Origin of the sequence: Bordetella flabilis, from assembly GCF_001676725.1 — a bacterium.
GTDB classification, from domain to species: domain Bacteria; phylum Pseudomonadota; class Gammaproteobacteria; order Burkholderiales; family Burkholderiaceae_B; genus Bordetella_C; species Bordetella_C flabilis.
Genome location: NZ_CP016172.1, coordinates 1,626,196 through 1,642,688, shown reverse-complemented (window position 1 = coordinate 1,642,688; position 16,493 = coordinate 1,626,196). Strand labels below are relative to the sequence as shown.

Sequence of the window (16,493 nt, the reverse complement as noted above, 5' to 3'; positions counted from 1 at the left end):
GTTATACCTGCATCGCAACGGCGAGCAACGGCTTGGCCCATTCCGGCGTGCGCCGGAGATCCGCCACGGCCGTCGGCCAGCGCACTTCACCCTTGGCCATGTCCAGCAACAGCCGTGGGTCTGGAACCGCGGTACCCGGCGGCGCTTCGGCGCTGTTGTCATACACGCGCAGGTACGCCAGGACCGGCATCAGGCCGACCAGGTTTGCGCGCGCGGTGATGTAGCGCTCGCGGATGCGGACTTCGGGAATGTCGTGGCCGCCCGCGGATACCCGGGCCCGTACTCGCGCGATGTGCTGCTCGGGGGAGCTCAATCCGCAGAACCACATGGCAACGTCGTGGGACGCCGCGGCGGCCTTCAGCCGGGCCGCGATGGTGTTGCCGCCCAGGGTGGTCTCAAAGGCGAAATTCCTGTTCTGGAGTACGGCCTCGTCGAGCCGCCGCACGCCTTCCTGCCACGCGACGGCATTGGCCTGCGCCTGTGTCGCGCCAGTGACTGCCATCCATTCCCGCGCATAGGTGTCGGGATTGAACCAGGCCAGCCCGGCCTGCCGCAGCAGGTGGCCGCCGACCGAACTCTTGCCCGCGCCATTGACGCCGGCAAGCACATACAGCAGCGGCCTTGCCATCAATAGCCGGTTCCGGCCTTGACCTTACCGTCCAGTTGGGCGGGCTGGTCGAAAAGACGGCGCAGGCGGTCGCCGGCATCGGGAGCGTCGAGCTCGGACAAATGCGTATCGAAGCGCTGGCGCAACATATCCAGTGCCGACGGCATATTGGAATTGGCCGCCTGGAGGGCCTGCACCATGGCGCGGTATTCGTCCGTGGAGAGAATCACCGCCTCGGGCTGGTTGTGGTTGGTGACCACCATTTTTCCGGTGCGCATGACACTGCGCATCACGCCACGCCAGCCCTGCTTCTTGACATCCGAGGCCGGTGTACGAGGCAAGGCCTCGATGGCGTCGATTCGAAGTGGAAGTGCCATGGCGATGCTCCTGTGGAAGGCTGCGGACCATTTTACCCATTTTGGGAAAAAAGGGTAAATTGGCCCTTCTGGCTCACCTTAAGCTGGCAACGTCACCGTCCCCACATTACCTGCCCACCCAGCATGCAACCCGCAGCCGCCCCGGAATCGCTCCAGCGCCCTCTTACCGCGATCGCCGAAGGCGACCCCATGGCTTGACCCTGGCGGATCGTGCACGTCACCGGATTCGCGGCGGTGCCGGCGTCGATGATGCCCTGCCCTGCCAGGTATCCCCATAATGCCGAGGCGGCGATGCCGGTCGCGGCGTCTTCCGGATAACCCGAGGCCTTGGGAAATTGACGCGCGTGCGCGGTCGGTGCCAGCACCCCGCCTTCACCGTCGAAGGCGTAGGGATACAGACCCGTGGAACCGATTGCTTCGCACACTGACTCGATCGCCGCGAAGTCCGGCCGCAGGGCATTCAGGGTGCGAACGTCCGGCAGGCGCACCAAAGTCTTCATCCGGCTGGTTGCCGCGTTGACCATGTCCAGCGCGTCGGCTGCGCCATCCGGGTCCGGCAGGCGCAGCACGCGCGCCACCGCCTGCCGCGCCGCTGCATCCAGGGGTTGTGTCCTCACGGCCGGCTGCGAAATCCATACGGTTCCCGTGTCATCTTCCCACTGGGCATCGACAACGCCACTGGCGGCTTCCACCGTGGCCTGGGCCGTCGCCCAGCGGCCCCATTGGCGCAAGGCCCAGAGCGCGCCGACGGTGGCATGTCCGCACATCTCCATTTCGTGCAGCGGCACGAAATAGCGCAGCCGCAGGTCGCAATCCGGCCGGCCCGTGGGCAGGATGAACGCGGACTCATAGCCATGGTCGCGCGCGACGGCACGCATGGCCTCCGTATCCATCCCGCGCGCATCGGCGACCAGGGGTACCGGGTTCCCGCCCTGTCCGTCCTGTACGAAGACCCGAATCAGAACCACTGCGTGCGGAGCTGGCCACTCCGGGCGCGCGGGTAGATGGGCAGGCTCAGCGAAGGCCTGGCCTGGCGAAATAGAACGATCAGTCAACGACAGCTCCCACGGATTGGGCGATTTCACCCCAGAACGGCACGTCATGCGCCACACGGTCGGCCAGCGCCTGGGCGCTGCCGGGTTGAACGGTCACCCCTTTGGCGGCAAGGTCGGCAGAGACGGCTGGATCCTCCAGCGCTCGCTGCAGGGCTTGGCTGAACCGGTCGACGATGGTCCCCGGCGTGCCTTTCGGAAACGCGATGCCGTACCAAAGGGACTGGTCGATGCCGGCCATGCCCTGTTGGGCGAAGGTCCGGACCTGGGGCAGCAGCGGTGTCGGCGCCGTGGTGGCGACCGCCGTCAGCTTGCCCGCCCGGACGTACGCCGTCAGCCCGACAGGGTTGTCGAACATCATATCGATCTGGCCGCCGATCAGGTCGGTGTAGGCGGGCGCAGCGCCGCGATAAGGGACATGCACCAAGGACAGCCCGGCAAGCTTCTGGAATTTCTCGCCCAGCAGGTGCGAAACCGTGCCCACGCCCACGGACCCGAACGTGCCATTCGGCGAGCGCCGCGACAAGGTAGAGACCAGGGATCGGACGTCGGCAGCCGCCACTGCCGGATTGACCGCCAGCACATAAGGCGATGTGCCGATCAGGCCGGCATAGCTGAAATCCTTGGCGGGGTCATAAGGCAGATGCTTGTACACGCTGGCGCTTACGGCATGCGTGCTGGTCGTCACCGCCAGCGCGGTATACCCGTCGGGACGCGCCCGCGCCACGAAGGCCGAGCCCACCGTTCCGCCCGCACCGCCGCGGTTGTCGATGATGACCGGCTGTCCCAGCAGCTTGGCCAGGGGAGCCTGCACCGCGCGGACCACCAGGTCGGTGCCGCCCCCCGGCGGGAACGGCACCACGAGCGTAACGGGTTTGACCGGCCAGTCCTGCCCCATGGCCGGCGTACTGGCAAGCAAGGCCGCCACGGCGATAAGCGTGCCGCGCGGGAAACTGGAAAGTGACGACATGAGAGCCCCTCCTGGCGCTGTTTGCCGCATGGTAGGGTCGTGCCGTCGCCACTTCCAACCCGGATGCGACAGCCGGTGATCCCGAACACGACAAGGCCAGGCGCGATACGCAACACGACGTCCCGCACCGCTTCACGTCTTTACAATGGCTGTTCCACCCTGGCAAACCACTCCGTCGTCGTCGGCTGCACTTCCCCTCGTCCTGCCCGCGGCGCGGCGCAAGTACCCGCGCGGCATAACGGAAGGACGCGATATGAACATACAAGCACGGATGTCCCCCAAGCTGCCGCTCGCCGCCCAGGCGGGGTTCGCGCTTCGCGTGGACCGTCAGGCTCCGTATGCAATGCAGTGGCACATGCACGACTGCATGATGCTGCTGTGGCCGCGCAGCGGTGCATTACAAAGCGCGTGGATGGATCCGCAGGCCGGCATGGCCGCCGATACGCCCGCGCCGGCGATCCTGCCGCGGCGCATGACGCTGGCGCGGGGATACGCGCTTCTGCTGCCAGCCGCCACCCCGCACTGCACCCGCTCGACAACGCAACGACAGCAGCATGGCGAGCTGTATCTGACACCGGAGTTCGTGCGGAATTGCGCAGCGCATGGACTGCTGCGACTGGACGCCGCGAGTGTAAGCATGCTGGACGCGTTATTGGCGCCGGCCATCAGCATGCGCAGCGCCGCCCTGCTGGTTCCTGCCGTCGTGGCACAGTTGGCCATGAGCCGGCCGGCGGCATGTCCGCGACCGGAGTTGCCGCCGTCACGCCGTATGGCCACGATGTTCCGGCAGGCCATCGATGACGGACATACCCCGCCCACGATCGAGCACATCGCCGGCGTTCTCGGCGTATCGACGCGCCACCTGCAGCGCTGTTGCCAGCAGGAGTTCGCCATGACGCCGGTCAGCTTGAGACGCACTCTGTTCGTGCGCGAGATTCGGCGCCTGCTGAAGGCGGGTTACGCACCTTCGAATGTCAGCGCGCGGTTCGGCTTTGCTCACAGCGGTCACTTGAACCGCCTGCTGCGCGGTGTGGACGGCTGATGGTGCCGATACGCGGACTGGCACTACCCGTCCCGGTTATCCGCCACGGTTATCGGCCACGTGGGCGCGCCACCGCCTCGACGAGGCGCTGGCACGCCGCGTCGTGCCGCCGCGTCTATCAGCCCTTTTGCTCGCCGCCGCCGTCGACGTCCGCGGTGGCGGTTTCCCGCTCCCCGGCCCGCTCATCGGAGGTCGTGTCGTCCTTGCTGGTCCTGGTCGCATGCCGCTTGGCGGCGGCCAGCTTGGCCTCATGCGAGTCGAAGCGATGCGCCTTTCCCATCGCGTGTGCGGCGCGGCCCCCTTGCGCCGCGATCCCTCGCAGCATCTCCGGATCCATCGCTGCAAAGCCCCTCGGCTTGCGTTCCCCTTTGCGTTCGTCGCTCATCGTGCGCCCCCATTGGTAAGTAACTTCGATAAGGCAACGGACGTGCCCACGCGGCGTATTCGAGGGATTCCCCTTGCCTGAGGCCTGTCACCCAAGGACGGTGCATACCCCGGCAGTTGGTCTTCCGACCACGGTCGTAGACGCACGGTTCGCGCGGCGCTCGCCCGACGGCGGGGGCGCCCGCTTTAGCAGTGAAGTTACGGATCGGCACCGCTTACCGCTTTTGTAGCGCTTACGGAATACATGCAATAAACGATCGCTGCCAAGGCCTTCCCTGCGGCCTGCCATCCAGCCGCTGCGGCCCGCAAAAAAACAAAAATTCCCGGCGTCACTTTTCGATGGACAGGCGACCCAATCCGCACGCAAACACGTTGGCGCGGGCGGTCTTTCATTCCTGTGGATGGTCCTTAGGGTGGGGAGTACGGACCCGCTGCGTCAGGTCTCTCGTTACTTAATATGTATCCCCTGCCTGAGGCGCGGCAGTGTGCGGCGGGTCGGGGCCCCCGCAAAGCAGTCACGCTACGGCTGGGCGGACGTATGGCCGCGCTGCTGCTGAGGTTACGAATTGAAGCAGGTCGGTTAGGGACGTTCAACACTGCAGTGCTAATTTCCTTCGCGGGTCGAACCGTTGTATTCATTGCAGCTGGTACGTTCTAGACCCACACACGAGCCTTCAAAGGCCACCGCTCACGCAGTGGCCTTCTTTTTTGGATTTTTACTTCTGCTTCGTGCCGGATTTGGCGTCATCCTTGATGTCTTGCGCCTGGTGGCGGGGATCCTCGCCGGAGAAGCCGCCATAGCTGCTTTGGCCAGGATCGGCACTGCGGCTCCGGATCGGTTCATCGGACGCCGCGGGATGCGCCCCTTCGCCCTTGGAGGGCAGAGGTTGCTTGGGGGTGGAATCGTGGCGCTTGTCGTCGTTCATCGATATCTCCTTGTAAGGCCCTGCGCCGCGCAGTGGCAGGAATATCGATGCAAGGGTCGTACCGGCACCCGCGTTTCAGGGCGTCGCGGGGAACTCCAGCTCCCGGCCTCCCAGCGCGGTCAGAAATTCCGTCACGCGTTGCGCAGCCTCGGGATCATGGCAATCGGCGATAACCAGCACGGGCCCGCCGATGCAGGGATTCTTGAATTGCTCGGCGTATTCGCCCGTCTGCTTGCCGTCATGAAGCTTGTTGCCCGTCACGAAATTGCCCTGTGTCGGCCCCGCCTCGTCGTCGCGCAGCTCGACGCGCGCCTCGATCAGGTCGGCGGCATGCCGGTGCACGACGCCATCGCGGGCACGCATGGCGTCGTCATAGGTTTCGAAGCGGAGTATCACGATGGTGTCCATGGCCGTCCCCTCAATGCAGTTTGACGCGCGGCTGGGACCGCCGTGTCAGCAGGCGCGCCAGCGCCAGGGATATCGTCCGTGACAGACCCAGCACGGTGCGGTGATGCATCAGATGCAGACTGGCGTACATCCAGCGCGCGATGGTCCCGCTGACGAAAAAGCCGCGCCCCAGCAGCGCCCCCATCAGGCTGCCGACTCCGCGTTCGCGCCCCAGCGCCACCAGCGACCCGCGGTCCTTATAGACGAACGGCGCACGGGGTTCCGCCCGGCCCGCGATGCGGGCATCCAGGCGGCGTTTCAGGTAGGCCGCCTCCTGGTGCGCCGCCTGCGCGCGCGCGGGGACCGTGCCTCCGTCGGCGCGTGGCGCAGCGGCGCAGTCGCCAAAGGCCAGGATGTGCGGATCCTGCGTTTGCAGAAAGCCATCCACTTCCAGTTGGCCGACGCGGTTGCGCGGCAGGTCCAGCGAGGCAAGTACATCTGGCCCTTCGATGCCCGCCGCCCACATGCAAAGGTTCGCCGGAAAGGTGCGGCCGTCCTTGGTGACGACCGTATCGGGCGTCACTTCCGACACCAGGCAGCCTGACTCTATCGCCACCCCGAGGCGCGTCAGGCGCTCCTGCGCGGCGCGCGCGAGCCTGTCCGGCAACGCCGCCAGGATGCGAGGAGCGCCTTCGATGATGCGGATGGCAAGATCCCGGCCCGGATCGAAATGCGACAGGCCGTATGCGGCCACCAGCCGGCTTGCCTCGTGCAATTCGGCCGCCAGCTCCACGCCCGTGGCGCCGCCTCCCACAATGGCGATATGCAGCTTGGCATCCGGATCGCGGGCCTTGGCCTGGTCCACCTTCACCATGGCCTGCAGCATTGTCAGGCGGAACTGCTCGGCGGATTCCGGCGTATCGAGCGTGATGGCGTATTCGCGCGCACCCCGCGTCCCGAAGAAATTGGATGTACTGCCGACCGCGACCACCAGCGTGTCGTAGGGGATATCGCGTTCCGGAAGCAGTACATCGCCGCTGGGCGTCGGCACGGCCGCCACGCGCACCATGCGGCGCGCGCGGTCGACACCGCGCATCGCGCCCAGGACGAAGCTGAAATGCGATAAGTTCGCCAGCATCAGGTAGGACAGCCCCTCCTGCTGCACATCGAGGGTGCCGGCGGCGGCCTCGTGCAGGGTCGGCTTCCAGATATGCAAGGTGCGGCTGTCGATCAGGGTGACATGGTGGCGGCCATGTTTGCGCCCCAGCTCGGTGGCGAGCTCGAGACCGCCGGCGCCGCCGCCGACGATCACCACCCGGTGTGGTGCCGTCGCGGCCTGGCGCTGGAGCGGGAACCCGCCCTCCGGGGACGCACGATAGGGAGGCTGAGCGCTTTCGCGCAAAAGTGCTGGAGTATCGGCCATCGGAACACCTTGACGCGGGCGCCGCTAGTCGGGCGGCGCGAATAAGGGACCGCGCGGCGAGCGGTCCGCTCGCCGCGCAATCCTTCGCGTCCAGCAAATTGTGTTCCGGTGGCGCTGTGTGCCCGCCGGGGCATCGCAGTACCGGCAGGCCCGCGGGATGGCGGCAGCCCCCTTGGCCCGCGGTCTCAGCCGCCCCCGGGGGACGCCTTCGCCGTCTGGGTCGTCTCGCTCCACCCACCACCGAGCGCCTTGTACAACTGCACACGGTTGAGCAACGATGCCAGCCCTGTCTGCACAAGGGCGAGTTGGGCGTCGAAGTAGTCGACCTGCGCGCTCTGTACTTGCAGATAGCTGTCGACACCGCCGCTGTAGCGCAGATTGGACAACTCCAGGGTGCGAGCCGAGGAAGCCTCCAGGGCGCGCAGCGATTGCACCTGCGCGCCGTAGGTCGCTTCGCCGGCCAGCGCGTCTGAGACCTCCTGGAAGGCCTGCTGGATGGACTGCTCGTACTGCGCCACGGCAATGCGCTCCTGCGCCCGCGCCACTTCCAGGCCGGCGCGGATGCTGCCCCCGGCGAAAATCGGCGTGGTGATCGACGGCGAGAAACTCCAATAACCGTTGCCGCCTTTGAACAGGTCCGACAAGGAAGGACTGGCCACGCCAAATAAGCCCGTCAGCGAAATGGTGGGGAAGAATGCCGCGCGTGCCGCGCCAATATTGGCGTTGGCCGCGCGCAGGCTGTTCTCCGCCGCCAGGATGTCGGGACGCCGTTCCAGCAGCGCCGAGGGCAAGCCGGTCGGGATGGACGCCAGGACCTGGGCATTGTCGAAGGGAGCCGGCGGCGGCAGATCGGCCGGCAACGGCGTGCCGACCAGCAACACGAGCGCATTGAGCGCCTGTGATTGCGTGCGCGCCAATTGCGCCAGATCGGCCGAAGCGGAATCCAGCAGGGACTTGGACTGGTTCAGGTCCAGCTCGGACGCGACACCACCGTCGAAGCGGCGCTTCACCAGGTCATAGGACTCCTGGCGCGAGTCCAGGGTCTTGCGTGTCAGGTCCAGCTGCACCTCGGCGGCGCGCAGGTTCAGATATGCCTGGGCCACTTCGCCGACCAGGGAAATCTGCACGCTGCGCTGGGCCTGCTCGGTGGCGAGAAACTGCTGGTATGCCGCCTCGGACAAGCTGCGCAAGCGACCGAACAGATCGATCTCGAAGGTCGTCAGCCCCAGTCCCGCCTGGTACTGGCTGCTGATGGACTGGCTGTCCGGCCCGCCCGGACGCAGGTCGCGCGGCAGTCGCTGCCGCGTTCCCTGCACACCGGCGCCGATGGCCGGCCACAACTGGCCCCGTTGCTGGCCCCACTGTCCGCGCGCGACTTCCACACGCTGCACGGCGACGCGCAGATCACGGTTGTTCTGCAGTGACAGGGCAACCAGGGCCTGCAGGCGCGGATCGCGGAAAAACTCGCGCCAGCCGATGTCCGCGGCCGCCACGTCACTGGCCCCCGACAGCGCCGCAGCGGGCTGCGTGCCGGCCGTCGATGCCTTGTCGTACCCGGAATACACGATTTTCGGCTGTTCCGGCCAGTCGGCCTGGATGGGCGCGGCTGGCCGCTCATACGTCGGCGCCAGGCTGCACCCCGCCAGGGCCGCCGTCATGGCCGTACCCAGCGCCGTGCGCCGAATGGATACCAGGGCGTTCATCATTTGCCCTCCTGACCGTCGGCGGCGGGCGTGGCTGTTCCAGCTTCCCGGGCCCGCTTCGCCGCTTGTTGCGCTTCAAATTCCCGGGCTTCCGCACCCAGCAGGCGCGGCTTGGTCTTGAACAGGCCCAGGACCACCACGAAGAACGTCGGCACGAAGATCACCGCGAACGGCGTCGCCGCGAGCATCCCGCCCAGCACGCCCAGGCCGACCGCACGTTGGCTGGCCGCGCCCGCGCCCGTGGCGATGGCCAGCGGGATGACGCCCAGGATGAAGGCCAGCGACGTCATCAGGATGGGACGGAAACGCAGCCGTGCCGCTTCGATCGTCGCCTCGTAAAGCCCCGCGCCGCGCGCGTACTGGTCCTTCGCGAACTCCACGATAAGAATGGCGTTCTTCGCGGCCAGGCCGATCACGGTCACCATGCCGACCTGGAAATACACGTCGTTGGACATGCCCATCGCGCTGACCAGCGCCACCGCGCCCAGCATGCCCAGCGGCACCACCAGCATGACCGACAGCGGGATCGCCCAGCTCTCGTACAGCGCGGCCAGCACCAGGAACACCACCAGCAGCGAAAGCCCCATCAGAATCGGTGCCTGGCCCGAAGCCTGGATCTGCTGATAGGACAGGCCGTTCCACTCGTAGCCGAAGCCGGGCGGCAGTTGCGCCACCAGGTCCTGCATTTCCTGGATGGCCTCGCCGCTCGTATGCCCCGGCGCGGCGTCGCCGCTGATGCGAATGGCCTCGTAGCTGTTGTACCGCACGATCTGCACCGGGCCCTGGCCCCATTTGGCCGTCACGAAGCTGGACAGGGGCACCATGCCGCCTTCGTTATTGCGGGCATTCAGCTTGAGGATGTCTTCCACCTGCATCCGGTACGGCGCATCGGCCTGCACCCATACGTTCTGCATGCGGCCGAAGTTGGGGAACTTGTTGATCAGCGCGCTGCCCACCGCGGTCGACACCAGCGTGGCGGCCTCGCCGAAATTCACGCCCAGCGCCGCCGCCTTCTCCCGGTCTATGGTCAGGCTCAGTTGCGCGCTCGGTCCCAGGCCGGAGATCCGCACCTGGGACAGCACGGGACTCTTCATCGCCATACCCATCAGCTGCGCCGTCGCGGAGGCCAGCGCATCGGTGCCGGCGTTGGCGCGGTCCTGCAGCCGGAAGTCGAAACCCGTGGCATTACCCAGGGACGAAATGGCGGGCGGAATCACGGTGAAGACCATGGCGTCATGGATGCCCATCAACAGATGATTGAGCGCCCCGAATGCGACGGCCTGTGCAGAGTCGTTGCGAGCCTTGCGTTCGTCGAAATCCTTCAACGTGGTGAACGCGATGGCGGCATTCAGGCCGTTGCCGTTGAAGCTGTAGCCCTGCACCGCGATGATGTTCTCGACCTGGGGCTGCGACAGGAAATACTGCTCGACCTGCTCCAGCACATCCACCGCGCGATTGGCGCTGGACCCGGACGGCAGCTCGATGTTGCTGATCACGTAGCCCTGGTCTTCCTCGGGCAGGAAGGACGAAGGCATGCGGAAATACAGCCAGCCCAGCAGCAGGACCAGGATCAGGTAGACCAGCATCATGCGGCCGCCCTTGTGCAGGATGCGCGATACCCAGTTCTGGTAGTGGTGCGTCCCGCTCTCGAAACGGCGGTTGAACCAACCGAAAAATCCGCGCCGCGCATGGTTGTGGTCCGGCGGCAGCGGCTTCAGGATGGTGGCGCACAAGGCGGGCGTGAAGCTCAGCGCGAGGAAGGCGGAGAAGAAAATCGACACCGCCATGGCCACCGCGAATTGGCGATAGATGACGCCGACGGATCCGCCCATGAACGCCAGCGGCAGGAATACGCTGACCAGCACCAGCGTAATGCCGGTGATGGCACCGGTAATCTGCGGCATCGCCCGCGAGGTCGCCTCCTTGGGCGACAGCCCTTCCGTGGCCATGATCCGCTCGACGTTTTCCACCACCACGATGGCGTCGTCCACCAGGATGCCGATCGCCAGCACCATGGCAAACATGGTCAGCACGTTGATGGAAAAGCCCAGCGCCAGCATGACCGCGAAGGCGCCCAGCATGGCCACCGGCACGACCAGCGCCGGAATGATGGTGTAGCGCACGTTCTGCAGGAACAGGAACATGACCAGGAACACCAGCACCATGGCTTCGAGCAGGGTATGGATCACATCGGTGATCGAGACCTCCACATAGGGCGCGGTGTCATACGGAATGGCGTACTGGATGTTCGCGGGAAAGTAGCTGGACAGCTGCTGCATCTGGGCCCGCACGCCCTTGGCCGTGGCCAGCGCGTTGGCATCGGGCGACAGGATGATGGCGAACGCGGCGGTCGGCTTGCCGTTCAGGCGGGCGCCGAAGAAGTAGTTGTCCGCGCCGATCTCGACGCGCGCGACGTCGCGCACCCGCACCAGCGAGCCGTCCGTATTGGCGCGCAGGACAAGGTTGCCGAAGCCTTCGACCGTCGCGAGTTGGCCGTTCGCGATCACGGTCGCCGTGGTGCGCTGGTCCCGCGGGTTGGGCGGACCACCCATATTCCCCGCCGCGATCAGGACGTTCTGCTGGCCGATCGCCTGGTTGACGTCCGACATACTGAGGCCGAAACCCACGAGTTTCTGCGGATCGACCCAGATACGCATGGCGCGCGGCGCCGCGAACAGTTGGAACTGGCCGACGCCCGGCACGCGGGACACCGGGTTCTGGATATTGCGCGTCACATAATCCGCCAGCGCGGTCTGGTCGAGGCTGCCGTCCGTCGACGACACCGTGACGATCATCAGGAAGCCGGTACTGGTCTGCTGGAACTGCAGGCCTTGCTGCGCCACCGCGGCGGGCAATTGTGCCGTCACGTTGGCCACGCGGTTCTGCACGTCCACCTGCGCCAGGTCGGGATCGCGTCCGGGCGCGAAAGTCGCCGTGATGGTCGACTGCCCGTTCGAATCGCTCACCGATTCGTAGTACAGAAGGCCCTTGGCGCCGTTGAGCTGGTCTTCGATCAGGCTGGTGACGGAGTCGGCGACTTCCTTCGCCGACGCGCCCGGATAGGTTGCCGTGATTTCGATGGCTGGCGGCGCAACGTTGGGATATTGCGAGACCGGCATGTTGGGAATCGCCAGGATCCCGGCCAGCAGGATGAACAGGGCGACAACCCAGGCAAAAATCGGTCTATCGATAAAAAATTGCGGCATGAGGGCAGACCCTGGAGACGATGCTCGTGAAGCAAGAGCGCGGCGCCATGCGCCGCGGCTCCATTACGACTTCTGTCCGGACGGCTGCGCCGACGGAGCGGGCTGGCCTGCGGGTGCCGGCCCTTGCCCTTGTTGCGGGGCAGGGCCTTGTCCGGGCTGCCCCTGCGGCGCGCCTTGGGCGGGCGCGCCCCGCCCGGCCGCCGGTGCGGCCGGCTGTCCGGCATTCCATTGCGACACCTTGACGGGCGCGCCTGGGCGGACCTTCTGGAAGCCCTCGACCACCACCACATCGCCTGCCTTGAGCCCGCTGTTGATGACCCACCGGCCCTTGATGGCTTCGCCTGTGGTGACGCTGACCTGGTCGATCTTGCCGTCCTTGACCAGCATCAGGCTTTGCGTGCCGTCCGGGGTGCGCTGCAAGGCCTGCTGGGGCACCAGCAACGCCTGGTCGTCGATACCCTGGGTAAGCCGCACGCGCACGTACATGCCCGGCAACAACACCTGATCCGGGTTGGGGAATTCGGCGCGCAGGTTCACCTGGCCGGTGGTCGGGTCCACCGTGATACCGGTGAAGAGCAGCTTGCCCGCATGCGCATATTCGGAACCGTCTTCCAATACGATCTGCGCCTGGGCCGCGTCGTTGCCTATCTTCTGCAACTGGCCTCCCGCGAAGGCTTTGCGCAATGCTGCAAGATCCGTCGTGGACTGGGTGAAGTCCACATAGATCGGATCGAGCTGTTGAACCAGGGCCATCTGCGTGGCGGAAGAAGCCTCGACCAACGCGCCTTCGGTCACCAGCGGTTTGCCGATGCGGCCGCTGATGGGCGATACCACGTCGGTATAGCCCAGGTTGATCGAGGCGCTTTGCACATTGGCCTTCGCCGCCGCGACAGCCGCGTCGGCCTGGCGATAGCTGGCCACCGCGTTGTCGTATTCCTGCTTGCTGACGGCATTCGCCTTGACCAGCGGCGCATAGCGGTCGGCCAGCGCCTTGGCGCTGAACAGGTCCGCCTGGGCCTGCTTCAACTGGGCCGCGGCCTGGTCGTAGGCCGCCTTGTATTGCGACGGATCGATCTTGAACAGCAGATCGTTTTCCTTGACGTCCCCGCCCTGCTTGAAGGTGATCTTCTGCACGATGCCGGTGACGCGCGCGCGGATCTGGGCGTCGCGCACCGCGTCCACGCGGCCTGGCAGATCGGCGATGCGCGGCGTGCGCTCGGGCTGCACCGTAATGACGCTGACCTGCGGCGGACCGGGGTTCATTTGCGGGCGTTCACCACAACCGGCCACCAGCAATGCGCCGAGGGTTGCAATAATCAGCGGCTTTGCTACGCGCTTGGAAATACCTGGGGGCGCAAAATGCATGGATTCCTCTCGACACCGGCATTCACGCTATGCCGTTTCTTCGATGAAACGGGCGCGAAAAGCCGGCGTCCAGGGGCCAAATGCACCCTTCGCCTCCATCCCCTTCGCCCCGTCGAGCCGGCGCTAATGTAACTCATCCCGGAAAATGTCACCATATTAGGTCGAACTGTGTCGATATAGCGCCACATTGCGAACACGTCAGGCGGCCTGCCTGACGGCAGGCGGGACGCCCTTCCGGTTACCGGTCGGGCAAAAGCAATGGCCGGGCGCTCCGCCCGGCCATTGACCCGCAACACCGCTCGAACGCCACGCGGGCGATGCTAGTCTCGCGTCTGGGTTTCCAGCGCGCGGTTGACGCGCAGCGCGAGCAACGTGCAGGCGACGCCCGACAGCAGGTAGACGCTGACCGCCGCCAGGCCGAACCGGACGGACAGGCCCAATGCCACCAGGGGCGCGAAGGCCGCGCCGAACAACCAGGCGAAATCCGAGGTCAACGCCGCGCCGGTGTAGCGGAATCGGCGGGCGAAATTGGCCGTCACCGTGCCGGAGGCCTGTCCATACGACAAACCCAGCAGGACGAAGCCGATCAGGATGAAGGCATCCTGCGCCACGGTGCCGCCGTCCAGCAGCCACGGCGTGCACACACTGAACACGCCGATCAGGCAGGCCAACAGGCCCAACGTCGTCCGGCGGCCGATATGGTCGGCCAGCCACCCCGAGGCGATGGTGCCCAGGATGCCCAGCCCGGCGCCCACCACCTGGACAGTCAGGATGGCGTTGATCGACTGGGTCGACTGCAAGGCCAGCCAGGACAGCGGGAAGATCGTCACGAGGTGGAACAAGGCATAGCTGGCCAGGGCCGCGAAGGCGCCGATGAAAATGTTGTAGCCCTGCGTCTTGATCATGGCCGCCGTGCCGATGGGTTCGAGTTCGCCCTCTTCTAGCAGTTGGGTATATTCGTGGGTCACGATGAGCCGCAGCCGGGCGAACAGGGCCACGACATTGATGGCGAAGGCAACGTAGAAAGGATAGCGCCATCCCCATTCGGAAAAGTCGTCCGCGCTCAGGCCCGTATGCAGGTAAAGGAACAGCCCGCCGGCCAGCAGGAAGCCGATGGGGGCGCCAAGTTGCCCGAGCATGGCGTACCAGCCGCGCCGCTCCGGCGGCGCGTTCAAGGCTAGCAGGGAAGGCAGGCCATCCCAGGCGCCGCCGTTGGCCAGGCCCTGCACGCAGCGGAATACCGCGAGCAATACGATCGCGCTTTCGCCCAGGCTGGCATAGCTGGGCAGGAAGGCGATGCCCGCGGTGGCGGTACCCAGCAGGAACAGCGCCGCCGTCAGTTTGAACCCCCGCCCCCAGCGCCGTTGGACCGCCATGAAAATGGCCGTCCCGAAGGGCCGCGCGATGAAAGCGAAGGAAAAGACGACGAAGGAGGCCAGGATGCCCTCCAGGCGCGTCAGGAATGGGAAGAAAACCTGGGGGAAGACCAGGACCGAGGCGATTCCGTAGACGAAGAAATCAAAGTATTCGGATGCTCGACCAATAACGACGCCGACCGCGATTTCTCCGGGGGCGACTTTGGAATGGTCGGCCGTGGTAAGCCTGGCGTCGTGCTCGAGGCTGCTCGAGGATGGGTGGGTGTATCCGGCCGTCATGGACATCTTGTTTCCTCGCGATTTGCTGATGCAGCGGTCTCGACGGACCGCTTTCTTCTGTGTTTACTACCACGCGGGCGTGCATTTTTACTGAAAATTGCTCTGCTTTGCGCCCAACAGGCCTTAGCATGGCATGACTTTTGGGCGACCGCCATAGGTGGGACAAAATGTCCACTTTCCGCAGTGCGTCAAAAATTGTACATTTCGCGTGTTTTTCTCTTCGCTGCTTACGTGGCGCTTACGCGTCCCGCCTAGCTTCCGCCCTATCCCTGTTTAGGCTTTCGTCGTCCGGCATGTCATCCTCCAAGCCCTCCCGCGGACTGCTCCTGCTTCCCCTCTTCGCCCTGCTTGCCCTGCTGGGCGGCTGCCAGGCGGTGGTGATGTCTCCGTCCGGGGATATCGCCGCGCAGCAGCGCGACCTGATCATTATCTCCACGGTGCTGATGCTCATCATCATCGTCCCGGTCATCATCCTCACGCTTGTTTTCGCCTGGCGCTACCGCGCCGCCAACACCGAGGCGAAATACGACCCGGAATGGCACCATTCCACGGTGGTCGAGCTGGTGATCTGGTCCGCCCCCCTCCTCATCATCATCGCGCTGGGCGCGCTGACCTGGGTCAGCACCCACAAGCTGGACCCCTACCGCCCCCTGGATCGCATTGCGGAAGGGCATGAGCTGCCCACCAACGTCAAGCCGCTGACGGTCGAAGTGGTGGCGCTGGACTGGAAATGGCTGTTCCTCTACCCGGAACAGGGCATCGCCACGGTGAACGAGCTCGTCGCGCCCGTCAACCGGCCCATCCAGTTCAAGATCACCTCGTCGACCATGATGAACTCGTTCTTCATCCCGGCCCTGGCCGGGCAGGTCTATGCGATGCCGGGCATGGAAACCCAGTTGCACGCGGTCATCAACAAGGCCGGTGTCTACGAAGGCTTTTCCGCCAACTACAGCGGCGCCGGGTTTTCCGACATGCGCTTCAAGTTTTATGGCATGACGTCCGCGGATTTCGAAAACTGGGTGCAGCAGACGCGCCAGGGCGGCGGAGAACTTACCCGCCCGGTGTACCTGAAGCTGGAGCAACCCAGCGAAAAAGACCCGGTGCGTCGCTATGGCAGCGTGGCGCCGGACCTGTACGACGCCATCCTGAACCGCTGCGTCGAGACCAACCGCATGTGCATCAAGGACATGATGGCCATCGATGCCAAGGGTGGCCTGGGTACGTCCGGCACGTACAACCTTGCCACCAATGCGACCACGCGCGTGCGCCTCGGCCTGGCCGACACATCCGCCCGCAATTACGTGGGTGCCGTATGCACGCCCGGCAACCCGGTAGGCGCGGGAGTCCTCGACAACCGCGTGCCGCTGTAAAGCCGTCCGTTCCTCTATTCGCCAGC

Annotated in this window: 14 protein-coding genes; 2 read left to right on the top strand and 12 right to left on the bottom strand. The window is 65.6% G+C overall.

Annotated elements, in window-relative coordinates:
* Position 1 precedes the first annotated feature (1 nt).
* The 4 genes from BAU07_RS07205 to BAU07_RS07190 all read right to left on the bottom strand — a co-directional run bounded on the left by BAU07_RS07205 (position 2) and on the right by BAU07_RS07190 (position 3,006).
* On the bottom strand, positions 2-628 hold the full coding sequence (locus BAU07_RS07205; protein ID WP_066655375.1) for a zeta toxin family protein: 627 nt from the start codon (positions 626-628) through the stop codon (positions 2-4).
* Entirely contained in the window at positions 628-984 is a 357-nt protein-coding gene (locus BAU07_RS07200; RefSeq protein ID WP_066655363.1) for a type II toxin-antitoxin system prevent-host-death family antitoxin, read from the bottom strand. Before BAU07_RS07200 ends, BAU07_RS07205 begins: the two co-directional genes overlap by 1 nt.
* A 92-nt stretch (positions 985-1,076) precedes the next feature.
* Complete coding sequence (locus BAU07_RS07195; protein WP_066655359.1) at positions 1,077-1,952, bottom strand: PhzF family phenazine biosynthesis protein; 876 nt, start codon at positions 1,950-1,952, stop codon at positions 1,077-1,079.
* 79 nt (positions 1,953-2,031) lie between these two features.
* On the bottom strand, positions 2,032-3,006 hold the full coding sequence (locus BAU07_RS07190) for a Bug family tripartite tricarboxylate transporter substrate binding protein (protein WP_066655358.1): 975 nt from the start codon (positions 3,004-3,006) through the stop codon (positions 2,032-2,034).
* A gap of 253 nt (positions 3,007-3,259) precedes the next feature.
* Here BAU07_RS07190 and BAU07_RS07185 point away from each other — a divergent pair, with 253 nt between their 5' ends.
* On the top strand, positions 3,260-4,048 hold the full coding sequence (locus BAU07_RS07185) for a helix-turn-helix transcriptional regulator (RefSeq protein ID WP_066655357.1): 789 nt from the start codon (positions 3,260-3,262) through the stop codon (positions 4,046-4,048).
* Positions 4,049-4,166: 118 nt separating this feature from the next.
* Here BAU07_RS07185 and BAU07_RS07180 read toward each other — a convergent pair whose 3' ends face one another.
* The 8 genes from BAU07_RS07180 to BAU07_RS07145 form a co-directional block, all read right to left on the bottom strand.
* Complete coding sequence (locus tag BAU07_RS07180; protein WP_157122095.1) at positions 4,167-4,433, bottom strand: KGG domain-containing protein; 267 nt, start codon at positions 4,431-4,433, stop codon at positions 4,167-4,169.
* A gap of 715 nt (positions 4,434-5,148) precedes the next feature.
* Complete coding sequence (locus BAU07_RS07175; RefSeq protein ID WP_066655353.1) at positions 5,149-5,358, bottom strand: hypothetical protein; 210 nt, start codon at positions 5,356-5,358, stop codon at positions 5,149-5,151.
* A 75-nt stretch (positions 5,359-5,433) separates the two neighbouring features.
* On the bottom strand, positions 5,434-5,766 hold the full coding sequence (locus BAU07_RS07170) for a hypothetical protein (protein WP_066655351.1): 333 nt from the start codon (positions 5,764-5,766) through the stop codon (positions 5,434-5,436).
* Positions 5,767-5,776: 10 nt separating this feature from the next.
* Entirely contained in the window at positions 5,777-7,168 is a 1,392-nt protein-coding gene (locus BAU07_RS07165) for an NAD(P)/FAD-dependent oxidoreductase (protein ID WP_084025466.1), read from the bottom strand.
* A gap of 185 nt (positions 7,169-7,353) precedes the next feature.
* Positions 7,354-8,871, bottom strand: a complete 1,518-nt coding sequence (locus BAU07_RS07160; protein ID WP_066664992.1) for an efflux transporter outer membrane subunit — start codon at positions 8,869-8,871, stop codon at positions 7,354-7,356.
* Entirely contained in the window at positions 8,871-12,077 is a 3,207-nt protein-coding gene (locus tag BAU07_RS07155) for an efflux RND transporter permease subunit (RefSeq protein WP_066655349.1), read from the bottom strand. The genes BAU07_RS07160 and BAU07_RS07155 overlap by 1 nt, the downstream gene beginning before the upstream one ends.
* 63 nt (positions 12,078-12,140) lie before the next feature.
* On the bottom strand, positions 12,141-13,442 hold the full coding sequence (locus BAU07_RS07150; protein ID WP_066655348.1) for an efflux RND transporter periplasmic adaptor subunit: 1,302 nt from the start codon (positions 13,440-13,442) through the stop codon (positions 12,141-12,143).
* Positions 13,443-13,762: 320 nt separating this feature from the next.
* Entirely contained in the window at positions 13,763-15,103 is a 1,341-nt protein-coding gene (locus tag BAU07_RS07145) for an MFS transporter (protein WP_066655346.1), read from the bottom strand.
* A gap of 287 nt (positions 15,104-15,390) precedes the next feature.
* On the opposite strand from BAU07_RS07145, the gene cyoA reads away from it, so the two are divergent.
* On the top strand, positions 15,391-16,467 hold the full coding sequence (gene cyoA, locus BAU07_RS07140; RefSeq protein WP_066655345.1) for a ubiquinol oxidase subunit II: 1,077 nt from the start codon (positions 15,391-15,393) through the stop codon (positions 16,465-16,467).
* Positions 16,468-16,493 lie beyond the last annotated feature (26 nt).

Coding starts and splice junctions, on each gene's coding strand:
- BAU07_RS07205 (WP_066655375.1), bottom strand. CDS start 628: ATGGCAAGGCCGCTGCTGTATGTGCTTGCCGGCGTCAATGGCGCGGGC.
- BAU07_RS07200 (WP_066655363.1), bottom strand. CDS start 984: ATGGCACTTCCACTTCGAATCGACGCCATCGAGGCCTTGCCTCGTACA.
- BAU07_RS07190 (WP_066655358.1), bottom strand. CDS start 3,006: ATGTCGTCACTTTCCAGTTTCCCGCGCGGCACGCTTATCGCCGTGGCG.
- BAU07_RS07185 (WP_066655357.1), top strand. CDS start 3,260: ATGAACATACAAGCACGGATGTCCCCCAAGCTGCCGCTCGCCGCCCAG.
- BAU07_RS07180 (WP_157122095.1), bottom strand. CDS start 4,433: ATGAGCGACGAACGCAAAGGGGAACGCAAGCCGAGGGGCTTTGCAGCG.
- BAU07_RS07175 (WP_066655353.1), bottom strand. CDS start 5,358: ATGAACGACGACAAGCGCCACGATTCCACCCCCAAGCAACCTCTGCCC.
- BAU07_RS07170 (WP_066655351.1), bottom strand. CDS start 5,766: ATGGACACCATCGTGATACTCCGCTTCGAAACCTATGACGACGCCATG.
- BAU07_RS07165 (WP_084025466.1), bottom strand. CDS start 7,168: ATGGCCGATACTCCAGCACTTTTGCGCGAAAGCGCTCAGCCTCCCTAT.
- BAU07_RS07160 (WP_066664992.1), bottom strand. CDS start 8,871: ATGAACGCCCTGGTATCCATTCGGCGCACGGCGCTGGGTACGGCCATG.
- BAU07_RS07155 (WP_066655349.1), bottom strand. CDS start 12,077: ATGCCGCAATTTTTTATCGATAGACCGATTTTTGCCTGGGTTGTCGCC.
- BAU07_RS07150 (WP_066655348.1), bottom strand. CDS start 13,442: ATGCATTTTGCGCCCCCAGGTATTTCCAAGCGCGTAGCAAAGCCGCTG.
- BAU07_RS07145 (WP_066655346.1), bottom strand. CDS start 15,103: ATGTCCATGACGGCCGGATACACCCACCCATCCTCGAGCAGCCTCGAG.
- cyoA (WP_066655345.1), top strand. CDS start 15,391: ATGTCATCCTCCAAGCCCTCCCGCGGACTGCTCCTGCTTCCCCTCTTC.